Annotated in this window: 10 protein-coding genes; 6 read left to right on the top strand and 4 right to left on the bottom strand. The window is 68.9% G+C overall.

Annotation, left to right across the window (positions count from 1 at the left end; all coding sequences use genetic code 11):
• Nucleotides 1–212: 212 nt before the first annotated feature.
• Nucleotides 213–1,172 (bottom strand): DMT family transporter, encoded by a 960-nt coding sequence (locus ACE3OK_RS00805; protein ID WP_374247611.1) that lies wholly within the window; start codon nt 1,170–1,172, stop codon nt 213–215.
• 219 nt (nt 1,173–1,391) lie between these two features.
• Between ACE3OK_RS00805 and ACE3OK_RS00800 the strand changes: the two genes are divergently transcribed.
• Complete coding sequence (locus tag ACE3OK_RS00800; RefSeq protein ID WP_374247887.1) at nt 1,392–2,930, top strand: serine hydrolase; 1,539 nt, start codon at nt 1,392–1,394, stop codon at nt 2,928–2,930.
• 79 nt (nt 2,931–3,009) lie between these two features.
• Here the strand turns inward: ACE3OK_RS00800 and ACE3OK_RS00795 are convergent, their stop codons facing one another.
• The gene (locus ACE3OK_RS00795; protein ID WP_374247610.1) at nt 3,010–3,669 is read right to left on the bottom strand and encodes a hypothetical protein; all 660 of its coding nucleotides are present in this window, start codon (nt 3,667–3,669) and stop codon (nt 3,010–3,012) included.
• A 20-nt stretch (nt 3,670–3,689) separates the two neighbouring features.
• A complete protein-coding gene (locus tag ACE3OK_RS00790) occupies nt 3,690–4,190 on the bottom strand; it encodes an RNA polymerase sigma factor (protein ID WP_374247609.1) in 501 nt (166 codons plus the stop codon).
• Between the two features lie 335 nt (nt 4,191–4,525).
• Between ACE3OK_RS00790 and ACE3OK_RS00785 the strand changes: the two genes are divergently transcribed.
• From ACE3OK_RS00785 to ACE3OK_RS00770, 4 genes are all read left to right on the top strand, one after another.
• Nucleotides 4,526–7,171, top strand: a complete 2,646-nt coding sequence (locus ACE3OK_RS00785) for a bifunctional aspartate kinase/diaminopimelate decarboxylase (RefSeq protein ID WP_374247608.1) — start codon at nt 4,526–4,528, stop codon at nt 7,169–7,171.
• Complete coding sequence (gene murL, locus ACE3OK_RS00780) at nt 7,168–8,529, top strand: UDP-N-acetyl-alpha-D-muramoyl-L-alanyl-L-glutamate epimerase (protein WP_374247607.1); 1,362 nt, start codon at nt 7,168–7,170, stop codon at nt 8,527–8,529. The genes ACE3OK_RS00785 and murL overlap by 4 nt, the downstream gene beginning before the upstream one ends.
• Nucleotides 8,530–8,533: 4 nt before the next feature.
• On the top strand, nt 8,534–9,946 hold the full coding sequence (gene murD / locus ACE3OK_RS00775) for a UDP-N-acetylmuramoyl-L-alanine--D-glutamate ligase (protein WP_374247886.1): 1,413 nt from the start codon (nt 8,534–8,536) through the stop codon (nt 9,944–9,946).
• A gap of 80 nt (nt 9,947–10,026) precedes the next feature.
• Nucleotides 10,027–10,809, top strand: coding sequence for a dienelactone hydrolase family protein (locus ACE3OK_RS00770; RefSeq protein ID WP_374247606.1), 783 nt, complete (start codon nt 10,027–10,029; stop codon nt 10,807–10,809).
• Between the two features lie 7 nt (nt 10,810–10,816).
• Here ACE3OK_RS00770 and ACE3OK_RS00765 read toward each other — a convergent pair whose 3' ends face one another.
• Nucleotides 10,817–11,815 (bottom strand): polyprenyl synthetase family protein, encoded by a 999-nt coding sequence (locus ACE3OK_RS00765; protein WP_374247605.1) that lies wholly within the window; start codon nt 11,813–11,815, stop codon nt 10,817–10,819.
• A gap of 144 nt (nt 11,816–11,959) precedes the next feature.
• Here ACE3OK_RS00765 and ssb point away from each other — a divergent pair, with 144 nt between their 5' ends.
• Entirely contained in the window at nt 11,960–12,478 is a 519-nt protein-coding gene (gene ssb, locus ACE3OK_RS00760; protein ID WP_374247604.1) for a single-stranded DNA-binding protein, read from the top strand.
• Nucleotides 12,479–12,609: the final 131 nt, after the last annotated feature.

Raw genomic sequence — 12,609 nt, 5'->3', positions numbered from 1 at the left:
TTCGGCCCAAGGGGGCATGCGAATGCATGCTGGCTTGAATCATCGGCACATTTCAACGCAGCAGTCCCGCGCCGTGACGCGGAACTAGGGTCAGAGTGGATCGCCCCAAATAGGGCCGCCTCAGGCGGCCTATCGTTGCGCCATGGCTTCGGTGTCGCGGGCAACCTCACGCAGTTGCAGCCGGCAGATGGCGGCGCATCACTGGGGCGGCATCACTCGGCGACGTGGTGGGTTTCGCTGACGCCCACCTGTTCGGGATGGGCGGGTGCGCGCCGGCTGGCCAGCAGGCCCTGGGCAAAGACCACGCCGAGGATGATGGCCACGCCGAAGTAGAAGGCGGGGCGCAGGTCCTGCTGTTCGCCGAACAACACGGCCGCCAGTGCGATGGCGTAGACGGGTTCGAGGTTGATCGAAAGTTGCGCGGTGAAGGCGGACACATGCCGCAGGGCCACCAGGCACAGCGCGAACGGCAGCAGGGTGCAGGCCAGCGACAGCAGCAACAACCACAGGATGTCGAGGCCGGCCGGCGGCACCAGCAGCGGGCCGGCGAACGCCTTGCCACCCAGCAATGGCAGCAGTGGCAGCAACGGTGCCAGCAGGGTCAGGGCCAGGGTGCCCGCGCCCAACTCCAGCGCGGTGACGGTGAGCGCGTCGCCGCCTTCCACCATGCGCTTGTTGAGGCTGCTGAACAGCGCCACGAACACCGCCGACACCACGCCGACCACGATCCCGGCGTGCATGCCCGCCGGCACGCCGCCCACCACCAGCCAGATGCCCGGCAGCGAGGCCACGCCCAGTGCCAGGTCGACGGGGCGGAAGCGCTGACGGGTGAGCAGCGGCTCCGCCAGCGCGGTCATCGGGGTGGCGAAGGCAATGCAGGTGGCCGCCACCGAGGCGTTGGCCAGCTTGATCGCACCGTAGAAGGTCAGCCAGTGCAGCGCCACCAGCGCGCCGATCCCGGCATAGGCCCAGCGCGTGCGCGCCGGCATTGCCCGCAGCCCGCGCCAGACCCGCGGCAGCAGCGCCAGCGTGGCGGTGACCAGAAGCATCCGCCACCACACCAGCGGCAGCGCCGGCAGGGTGATGAGCTTGCCGAGGATGGCGGTGAAGCCCCACAGCAGCACGCAGAAGTGGATCTGCCAGAGCGCGCGGGTGGTGTCGGGGTTTCGCATCCGCGCATTATCCCGTGCGGGATTGAAAATCGGCGGGATTCCCGCCATGACCGATGGCGCATCGCGCTGCGTCATCCGGGCCGGCATACTCGGCGCTTTCGACCGGAAGGACGCTTCGACATGCGGATCGCCCCACTTGCCCTTGCCCTGTTGTTGACCCTGGGGGCGGCAAGCCCCGTGCTGGCACAGCAAGCCCCGCCGATTCGGGTGGACGACACCATGGCGCCACTGGCCGCGCAACTGCCCGATGCGGCGCGGCTGGCGCGCTTTGATGCGTTTGTGGCCGATGTGCAAAAGCGCTTCGACGTGCCCGGCGTGGCGGTGGCCATCGTCAAGGACGGGCAGGTGGTGCTGGCGCGCGGCTACGGCGTGCGCGCGCTGGGCAAGCCGGCCAGGGTGGACGAACACACGATGTTCGCCATCGCCTCCAACACCAAGGCGTTCACCGCCGCGGCGCTGAACATGCTGCAGGACGAGGGCAAGCTGAAGACCACCGACCGGGTCATCGACCACCTGCCGTGGTTCCGCATGAGCGATGCCTACGTGACCCGCGAGATGCGCATCCGCGACCTGCTGGCGCACCGCAGCGGCCTCAGCCTGGGCGCGGGCGACCTGCTGTACTGGCCCACTACCACGTATTCCAGCCGCGAGGTCGCCGAGCGGCTGAAGGACGTGCCGCTGACCGGCGGCTTCCGCGAGCAGTACGCCTACGACAACATCCTGTTCGGGGTGGCGAGCCTGGTGATCGAGGACGCCTCGGGCATGTCGTACCGACAGTTCCTGCAGACCCGCATCTGGCAGCCGCTGGGCATGACCGAGACCCGGTTCAACGCCGACGACCTCAAGTCCGGCGACAACGTGGCGGTGGGTAACGCCAAGTTCGACTTCAAGGACCTGCGCCCGGTCGGCGTGACCACCTGGCGCAACGTGTCCGGCGCGGGCGGCATCTATTCCAGCGTGCACGACCTGAGCAAGTGGATGAACGCCCAGCTGGCCGGCGGCGAGATCCCCGGCAGCGGCGGCAAGCGCCTGTTCTCCGAGCAGCGCCAGCGCGAGATGTGGTCGGTGCTGACGCCGATCCCGGTGGGCAAGCCTTCCATCCCCGAGCTGGCCGCGGCGACGCCGAACGCGATGGGCTACGCGCAGGGCTGGCAGGTGTCCGACTACGCTGGCCACAAGCTGGTCTGGCACACCGGCGGCTGGCCGGGCCAGGTGTCGCGCCTGACCCTGCTGCCGAACGAGAAGATCGGCGTGGTGGTGCTGACCAGCGCCGAGGCGGGCGTGGCGTTCAACGCGATCACCTACGAAGCGATGGACATGATGCTGGGCACCACCGGCCACGACTGGTTGAAGGGCTATGCCGCCGCGTTCGCGAAGGCGCAGGGCAACGCCGACGCCGACTGGCAGAAGCACGTCGCCGCGCGCGACGCCGCCAGCAAGCCCTCGCTGCCGCTGGCGAAATACGCCGGCACCTACCGCGACCCGTGGTACGGCGACGTCGTGATCCGGCAGGGGGCGAAGGGGCTGGAGATGCAGTTCGGCAAGACCGCGGAGCTGCTGGGCGACATCGAGCACTGGCAGCACGACAGCTTCATCGTGCGCTGGCGCGACCGTGGCCTGAACGCCGATGCCTTCGTCAACTTCTCGCTGGATGCCGATGGCGCGATCCGCGAGGTGCGGATGGAGCCGGTGTCGCCGCTGACCGATTTCAGTTTCGACTTCCAGGACCTGCGGCTGGTGCCGGTCGCGACGCCGTAAATCGAAGCTCCATCGCGCAGGGAAACGGCCGCACTCGCGGCCGTTTCCGTTTCCGTGCGATGTTGCGTCAGTCCGAAACTCAGTCGCGTTCGAAGCGCTCGAGGTCGTCGAGCAGGTGCAGGCTGCGGCGGATGCCGCCGGTGCCGTCGTCGATGCGGGCATGCAGGCTGTCGGGTGTGCGCGCGGCGCGTGCCGCCCACGCCCAGGTTGCCAGCGTGCCGACCACGCCCAGGCCCAGGCTGATCCAGATCCAGGCCGGCGTGTCCGTCGTGGCGGGGTGCGGCGACAGGCCGGCGACGCCGATCACCACCACCACCCACAGGATCCACCACGGCGCGCCGCACAGGTTCGAGTTCAGCGTCTGCAGCCGCAGCAGCAGGCGCAGGCGCTTCTGGATGGCCAGCACCGGCGCGGCGAGATCAATGCCCGTGGCCAGCCCGGTGAGGATGCCGGCAAAGGCGATGTTGAGGATGCCGAAGGCGTGCAGGGTGATGCCCACCGCCAGCAGGCCGGGCACGTCGAGGTTGCGCTTCCAGCAGGCCACGCCCAGCACCACCAGCCCGATCCCCAGCAGCGCCTGGAACAACAGGCCGATATGCAGCGGGCGCAGGTTGCGGCGGGCCTGGCGCAGCCGGTGTTCGCGCAGCAGGTCGAGCTGCAACCGTTCGTGGCGTTCCAGCCGTGCGTCCAGCGCCTGCCAGGCGGATTTGAAGTCGTCGAGTTCCATGGTCGTGTCCATCGTCGTGTTTGTGCCGTTGTTCAGAAGCTGTCGCGGAGGCGCTGTTTCAGCCGCCCGATCTTGGTGGAGACATTGCTTTCACTGATGCCGAGGATCTCGGCAATGTCGCGCTGCGGGCGGTCGTCCAGGTAGAGCAGCAGCAACGCGCGGTCCAGCGGTGGCTGGCGGGCGATGAAGCCCTGCAGCAGGCGCAGTTGCTGTGCCTGTTCCGGGTCGTGGGCATTGCCGTCCGCCACGTCATGCAGGGCATCGTCCAGCGGCACGGCGTCGTGCCGCCGCCGCAGTTCCTGCTGGCGCAGATGGCCGATCGCGACGTTCAGCGCGATGCGGTACATCCAGGTGCTGACGCTGCGCGCCGGGTCGTACCTGGGCCAGGCGTGCCAGAGCTGCGCGGCGATTTCCTGCGCAAGGTCGGCGCGGTCCTCGGCGCCGCGCGCATAGCTGCCGGCGATCTTGAACACGATCCCGGCGTGCTGCTGCAACAGCGCGCCGAAGGCGGCGCGGGCGTCGTGCGTGGTCATGGAAGCGATGGTAGCCATGGAATCCCCGGCGCGGTCTTCGCGCCTCTTGATGCCATAATTCGCGGCAGCGCGGAACATCTCACACGCCGCGGCAAACGAACGATCGTGCGGGCGCGCCGACCGGGCCGGCGATCAGGCCCCCGGCGGCCAGTGCGCCGGGCCCCGAGCCGCGCACCACCCCCGGCGGGGCGCTCTGCCCCGACCGACGATGCAAGCAACCCGCTGCATATAACGACGCGCCATGTTGCGGCGCGGCATTTGTGCGCGACGGGCCGCTAGAATGCGGAAACCCCGCCGCTGGCGGCCCCATCCTTCTTCTCGATCACACCACTCCCATGTCCGCCTCCCCCGTGTCCGACGATCGCTGGCTTGTCCTCAAGTTCGGGGGCACTTCGGTCTCGAAACGCACGCGCTGGGACACCATCGGGAAACTGGCGGCCGCGCGTGCACGCGATCACGATGCGCGGGTGCTGGTGGTGGTGTCGGCGCTGTCCGGCGTCACCAACGAGCTCACCGCCATTGCCGATGGCGCGGCCGACAGCGCGGAGCGGGTGGCGAAGCTCGACGCTCGGCACCGCGAATTCGTGGCCGGGCTGGACCTTGATGTCGATGCGGTGCTGGGCGGGCGGCTGGCCGCGCTGCACGCCTTGCTGGCCGATCCGCGCGCGGCCACGCGCACGCTGGACTGGCAGGCCGAAGTGCTGGGGCATGGCGAGTTGCTGTCGTCCACCATCGGCGCGGCCTACCTGCATTCGCAGGGGCTGGACATCGGCTGGATGGATGCGCGCGACTGGCTCGATGCGCTGCCGCCGCAACCCAACCAGAGCGCGTGGGCGCAGCGGCTGTCGGTGAACTGTCGCTGGCAGGGCAGCGCCGACTGGCGCGTGCACTTCACCTCCCAATCCACCCGGCTGCTGATCACCCAGGGCTTCATCGCGCGGCACCAGGACGGCGGCACCGCGATCCTCGGGCGCGGCGGTTCGGACACGTCCGCCGCCTATTTCGGCGCGCTGCTCGGCGCGCGTCGGGTGGAGATCTGGACCGACGTGCCCGGCATGTTCAGCGCCAACCCGCGCGAGGTGCCGGACGCGCGCCTGCTGACGCGGCTGGACTATTACGAGGCGCAGGAAATCGCCACCACCGGCGCCAAGGTGCTGCACCCGCGCTCGCTGCGGCCCTGCCGCAATGCCGGCGTGCCGATGGCCATCCTCGACACCGAGCGTCCGCATCTGCCCGGCACCAGCATTGACGATGCCGCCGCGCCGGTGCCGGGGGTGAAGGCGATCAGCCGCCGCAACGGCATCGTGCTGGTGTCGATGGAAGGCATCGGCATGTGGCAGCAGGTCGGCTTCCTTGCCGACGTGTTCGCATTGTTCAAGCAACACGGCCTGTCGGTGGACCTGATCGGTTCGGCCGAAACCAACGTCACGGTGTCGCTGGACCCGTCGGAAAACCTGATCTCCACCGATGTGCTGGCGCGGCTGTCGGCGGACCTGGCGCAGGTCTGCCGGGTCAAGATCATCGCGCCCTGTGCGGCGGTCACCCTGGTCGGGCGCGGCATGCGCTCGCTGCTGCACAAGCTGCAGGACGTGTGGGCGATGTTCGGGCGCGAGAACGTGCACCTGATCTCGCAGTCGTCCAACGACCTCAACCTGACCTTCGTGGTCGACGAGGCGGCTGCCGACGGCATGCTGCCCAAGCTGCACGAAGCGCTGATCGACTCCGGCGCGATGCCGGTGCACGAGGCCGGTGTGTTCGGCCCGCGCTGGCGCGAGATCGAAGGCACGTTCCGGTCGCGGCCGGCGCCATGGTGGCAGGCTCCGGCCGAGCGTGAAGCCCTGCTGCGGCTGGCCCGGGCGGGTACGCCGCGCTACGCCTACCACCTGCCCACGGTGCGCGCGCGCGCCGCGCAGCTGAAGGCGATCGCGGCGGTGGATCGGCGCTATTTCGCGGTCAAGGCCAACCCGCACCCGGAGATCCTGCGCACGCTCGCGGAGGAAGGCTTCGGGCTGGAGTGCGTGTCGCTGGGCGAAATCGAGCGCGTGTTCGCGGCGCTGCCCGGTTTCGACCCGCGACGCGTGCTGTTCACCCCCAGCTTCGCCCCCATCGGCGAATACCAGGTGGCGTTGGCGCGTGGGGTCACGGTGACGGTGGACAACGTCGAACTGCTGCAGCGCTGGCCGGAGGTGTTCCGCGGCCGCGCGCTGTGGCTTCGGATCGACCTGGGCCACGGCGACGGCCACCATGAGAAGGTCAACACCGGCGGCAAGGAGGCCAAGTTCGGGCTGTCGGCGCAGCGGGTAGATGAATTCGTCGATCTGGCGCGCGCGCTGGACGTGCGCATCACCGGCCTGCACGCGCACCTGGGCAGCGGCATCGAAACCATCGGCCACTGGCAGGAAGTGGTGGACGAACTGGCCGGCTTCGCCCGCCGCATCGGCAGCGTGGAAGTGCTGGACATCGGCGGCGGCCTGCCGATTCCCTACACCGACGACGACGAGCCGTTCGACCTCGACACCTGGGCGGCGGGACTGGCCGCGATCAAGGCGGTGCATCCGGCCTTCCAGCTGGCGATCGAGCCCGGCCGCTTCCTGGTGGCCGAAGCCGGCGTGCTGCTGGCGCGCGCGACGCAGGTGGTGGAAAAGGACGAGGTGCTGCGGGTCGGGCTGGACGCCGGCATGAACGCGCTGATCCGCCCGGCGCTGTACGACGCCTGGCACGACATCCACAACCTGTCGCGGCTAGGCGACCGCGCGCTGCGCGATTTCGACGTGGTCGGCCCGATCTGCGAGTCCAGCGACGTGTTCGGCCACCGGGTCAAGCTGCCCGCCGCCACCGCCCCGGACGACGTCATGCTGATCGCCGACGCCGGCGCCTACGGCTTCAGCATGGCCAGCGCCTACAATCTGCGGGCGCTGCCGGTGGAAGCCGTCCTTCCGGACGCGGACTCCGCCGCGCAGCAGGACAGCGAGCAACCATGACCGACTGGATTTTCAACCGCGACGCCATCCGCACGTTCCGCTTCGTCCGCTGCGCCTTCGATGCGCAGACCGGCGTGGCGCAACTGGTGTACGCCTTCGACGACGGCCCCGAGCTGACCGAGACCGTCACCGTGCCGGGCGCGCCGTTCGTGTTGGACGCGGCCCGCGCCGAGGCGGCGCAGCGCGCGCTGCGACTGCTGCACCTGGTCGCCGGCGTGAGCTACTACAAGGCGGCGGTAGCCGATGACATCCGCATCGACGGCTACGCCATCGACGCCGGCACCGCCGCGCTGCTGGAAACCGTCTACCGCAACGGGCTGGGCGAATTCGCCTACCGCAACGGGCTGGACCTGCGCGGCAGGATCCGCTTCCCGGCCGACGCCGCGCCGTCGCTGCCCGCGCCCGCGCTCGGCCTGCGCCAGCATGCGCTGGTCGCCATCGGCGGCGGCAAGGATTCACTGGTCAGCATCGAGGCGCTGCGCGCCGAGGGCGTCGCGCAGACGGTGACGTGGATCGGCGGTTCGCAGCTGATCGCCGCCTGCGCCGCGCACACCGGCCTGCCCACGCTCAACATCGGCCGCCAGTTGGCGCCGCAGCTGTTCGAGTACAACCGCCAGGGCGCATGGAACGGCCACATCCCGGTGACCGCGGTGAACTCGGCGATCATGGCCTTCGCCGCGGTGCTGCTGGGCGTGGACCAGGTGGTGTTCTCCAACGAACGGTCGGCCAGCTACGGCTCGCAGATCCCCGGCACCGGCGAGGTGAACCACCAGTGGTCGAAGGGCTGGGCGTTCGAGTCCGCGTTCGGCGACTACCTGCAGTCGCACGTCGCCGCCGACCTGCACTACTACTCGCTGCTGCGGCCATTGTCGGAACTCGCGGTGGCGCGACAGTTCGCCAAGACCGACCGCTACGACGCGCATTTTTCCAGCTGCAACCGCAACTTCCACATCCTCGGCGAACGCCCCACCAGCCGCTGGTGCGGCGTCTGCCCGAAGTGCCATTTCGTGTTCCTCGCGCTGGCGCCGTTCATGCCCAAGCTGCGGCTGGTCGGCATCGTCGGCCGCAACCTGCTGGACGATCCTGCACAGGTCCCCGGCTTCGATGCGCTGCTGGAGTACGGCGACCACAAGCCGTTCGAATGCGTGGGCGAAGGCCGCGAGTCGCGTGCGGCGATGGCGCTGCTGGCGCAGCGTCCGGACTGGCGCGAGGACGCGGTGGTGGCGCGCTTCGCCAAGCAGATTCTGCCGCAGCTGGATCCGGCGTCGCTGGCCATCGAACCGCTGCTTGCACTGGACGACGAGCACCGCATCCCCGCCGCGCTGTGGGAGCGCCTGCGTGCCCGCTTCGCTGCCTGAGCGGCTGCGCATCGCCGACCTGTCCGGCCGCCGCGTGGCGCTGTGGGGCTGGGGCCATGAAGGCCGCGCTGCCTACCGCGCTCTGCGTGCGCGTATGCCTGCGCTGCCGCTGACGCTGTTCTGCAGCGAAGCCGAGGCAGCGGAAGTGGCGGCGCTGGGCGATCCGCTGCTGGCCATCGAACACGCCGCGACGGTCGAGCGCCTCGCCGCATTCGACGTGGTGGTGAAGTCCCCCGGCATCAGCCCGTACAAGCCAGAAGCCGTGTATGCCGCGCAGCAGGGCACCCGCTTCATCGGCGGCACCGCGCTGTGGTTCGCCGAGCGCGCCGATGCCGCGGGCGAAGTGGCCAATGCCATCTGCGTGACCGGCACCAAGGGCAAGAGCACCACGTCCTCCCTGCTGGCGCACCTGCTGCGTGCAGCGGGGCTGCGCACCGCCCTGTGCGGCAACATCGGCGTGCCGCTGCTGGAATTGCTGGACGGCCATGCCGATGCGTGGGCCATCGAGCTGTCCAGCTACCAGACCGGCGATGTTGCCGCTTCCGGCGCACGCCCGCGTATCGCCATCGTCACCAACCTGCACCCGGAGCACCTGGACTGGCACGGCAGCGAGGCGCGCTACATCGCCGACAAGCTGGCGCTGGTGACGCAGGCGAAGCCGTGCATCGCCGTGCTCAACGCCGCCGATCCGCTGCTGGCGAAGTTGCAGCTGCCTGGCAGCAACATCCACTGGTATGGCGACGGACGCGGCTGGCATCTGCGCGGGGACGCGCTGTATCGCGGCGATGTTTTCGTGATGGACACCGCCGCGCTGCCGCTGCCCGGCCGGCACAACCGCAGCAACCTGTGCGCGGTGCTGACCGCGCTGGAAGCGTTCGGACTCGACGCGGCGGCACTGGCCGCGCACGCGGCCAGCTTCCAGCCGCTGCCCAATCGGCTGCAGCCGCTGGGCGAAAAGGACGGCTATCTCTACGTCAACGATTCCATCAGCACCACCCCAATGGCCACGCAGGCGGCGCTCGACCTGTATGCCGGCCGCGACGTCGCGGTGCTGGTCGGTGGCCACGACCGCGGCCTGCCGTGGGACGAATTTGCCGATGCCATGCGTGAACACGCACCGCGGGCGGTGATCACCATGGGCCACGGCCTTGCTGCACAGAATGGCCCGCGCATCCACGCGCTGTTGATGCCGGTCGCCGCGCAGGCTGGTTTCGTGCTGGAAGCCGCGTGCGATCTGGCCGATGCGATGGACAAGGCGCGCGCGGCCCTGCCCGACGGCGGCGTGGTGCTGCTCTCGCCCGGTGCGCCCAGCTTCGGGCCGTACCGCAATTACGTCGAACGCGGCCGCCACTTTGCGCGGCTGGCCGGCTTCGACCCGGACGCGATTTCCGGCATCCAGGGCATGGGCATCGCCTGAGGCACGTCGTTTTTCCGGCCCGTCACGACACCTGAATGCCGCGCGGCTATGCTGCCGCCTTTCCCTTTGGAAGAGCCGCCATGCGCCGTCTCCTGCTTGCCTTCGGATTGCTGCTCGCCGCCGCCCCCGCCTTCGCCGCCATGCAGGCCAAACCGGTCGAATGGACGCAGGGCCAGCAGCGTTTCAGCGGCTACGTGGTCTATGACGATGCCTCGGCCGCCAAGCGCCCGGGCCTGCTGATGGTGCCGGACTGGTACGGCGTCACCCCGGCCGCGCTGGACAAGGCGAAGCAGCAGGCCGGTGACGACTACGTGGTGTTCGTGGTGGACATGTATGGCAAGGGCGTGCGCCCGGCCGACGACAAGCAGGCGCTGGCCGAAGTGAAGAAGCTCTACCCGTCGCCGATGCTGATGCGCGCGCGCATGCAGGCGGCGCTGGATGCGTTCAAGGCGCAGGCCGCAGCCGTGCCGCTGGATGCCACCCGGATCGGTGCGTTCGGCTTCTGCTTCGGTGGTTCATCGGTGCTGGAGTTGGCGCGCAGCGGCGTGAAGCTGGCTGGCATCGTCACCTTCCACGGTGGGCTGCACACCGAGTTGCCGGCGGCGGCGGATTCCATCCACACGCCCATCCTGGTGCTGAACGGCGCGGCCGACCAAAGCCAGAAGGCGGCGATCGTGCCGTTCGAAGAGGAAATGGACAACGCCGGAGCCGATTGGCAGTTCGTGAATTTCAGCGGCGCGGTGCACTGCTTTGCGCTGGAAACCGCCAACAAGCCCGGCTGCAAGTACGACCCGCGTGCCGCACGCCGCGCTTACGCAATGATGCACGGCTTCTTTGCGGGACGCTTTGCACTGCGCGAGTAAGTCGCCCTCAGTGGTCGCGGCTGACCGCATAGCGCGCCAGCCCGCGCAGCGCCTCCACGTAGGCATTGCCTGGCAGCGCGACCAGTGCGGCGTCGGCCGCGCTGGCATAGTCCAGCGCGCGTGCGCGGCTGTAGTCCAGGCTGCCGCAGCGCGCGATCGCCGCCTGCACCGTGGCCAGCCCGTCCAGGTCGCCGTGCTCGACGATCCGCCGCAGCTCGGCGCACACGCCTGCGTCGCTATGCGCCATCGCGTGGATCAGCGGCAGGGTCATCTTGCCCTCGGCGAGGTCGTCGCCCAGGTTCTTGCCCATCGTGGCGGCGTCGGACGCGTAGTCCAGCACGTCGTCGGCGATCTGGAAGGCATAGCCCAGGGCCAGCCCGTAGTCGTGCAGCGCCTGCTGGGTGGCGGCATCCGCACCCGCCAGCAGCGCGCCCAGGCGGGTGGCGGCGGCGAACAGGATCGCGGTCTTGCGCTCGATCACCCGCAGGTAGGCGGCTTCGTCGGTATCCGGGTTGCGCACGTGCAGCAGTTGCAGCACCTCGCCTTCGGCAATCGTGTTGGTGGTGTCGGCGAGGATCTTCTGCACGTCCATCCGCTCCAGCTCCACCATCAGCTGGAAGCTGCGCGAATACAGGAAATCGCCCACCAGCACCGAGGCCGCGTTGCCCCAGACCGCGTTGGCGGTCTTGCGGCCGCGGCGCAGGTCGGATTCGTCGACCACGTCGTCGTGCAGCAGGGTGGAGGTGTGGATGAACTCCACCACCGCCGCCAGTTGGTGTGCGTCGGCACCACCATGGCCCAGCGCGCCGGCCGCCAGCAACAACAGCATGGGCCGCAGCCGCTTGCCACCGGCGCCGATGATGTATTCGGCCACCTGGTTGATCAGCACCACGTCGGAGGCCAGTCGGCGGCGGATCAATGCATCCAGCGCGCCCATGTCCGGTGCAGCCAGGGCCTGGATGGCCGGAAGGTCGAGGGGGGCGGGCGGAGGCTGGGTGGCGGGCATGACGGCAACCGTGGGATGACGGTGAAATTATAAGCAGAAGGGGGTTTTCCCGACCCTGCCATGCGGCACCCGCCGGCTGCGGGCGGCACGCCGGTATACTTCAATGGCAGCGCCTGAACCGGGCGAAACGAATCGAGGAATCCCATGGCACGCGGCATCAACAAGGTCATTCTGGTCGGCAACCTGGGCAATGACCCGGAAGTGAAGTACACCCAGGGCGGGATGGCGATCACCACGTTGAGCGTGGCCACCACCAGCGTGCGCAAGGACAAGGATGGCAACCAGCAGGAAAAGACCGAATGGCACCGCGTCAAGCTGTTCGGCAAGCTGGGCGAGATCGCTGGCGAGTACCTGAAGAAGGGCCGCCAGGTCTACATCGAAGGCTCGATCCGCTACGACAAATTCACCGGGCAGGATGGGCAGGAACGCTACTTCACCGACATCGTGGCCGACGAGATGCAGATGCTCGGCGGCGAAGGCGGCGGCCAGCGCGGTGGTGGTGAGGGCGGCGGCTACCAGCCGCGCAGTGGCGGCGGCTACGGCGGTGGCGAGCGCCCGCAGCGCGGCGCCCCGGCGCAGCGGCGCGAGCCGGCCCCGACGACGAAGGTGGCCGATTTCGGCGGCAACGACGTGCCGTTCGGCGACGACGACATCCCCTTCTAGAGTATACCTATACTATAAATGTAACTAAGAGCCCCGTATAGATTGATCTTACGGGGCTTTTCATTTGTTGACTTAGTACATGTTCTTGGTCTAGTATCTGTACTAGGGAGTACCTATGAATGTCCGTCAAT

The sequence above is a fragment of the Thermomonas sp. genome (assembly GCF_041905325.1).
Taxonomy (GTDB): Bacteria; Pseudomonadota; Gammaproteobacteria; order Xanthomonadales; family Xanthomonadaceae; genus Thermomonas.
Note: the sequence above shows the minus strand (reverse complement) of the source record. Positions and strands in the feature narration are given on the sequence as shown.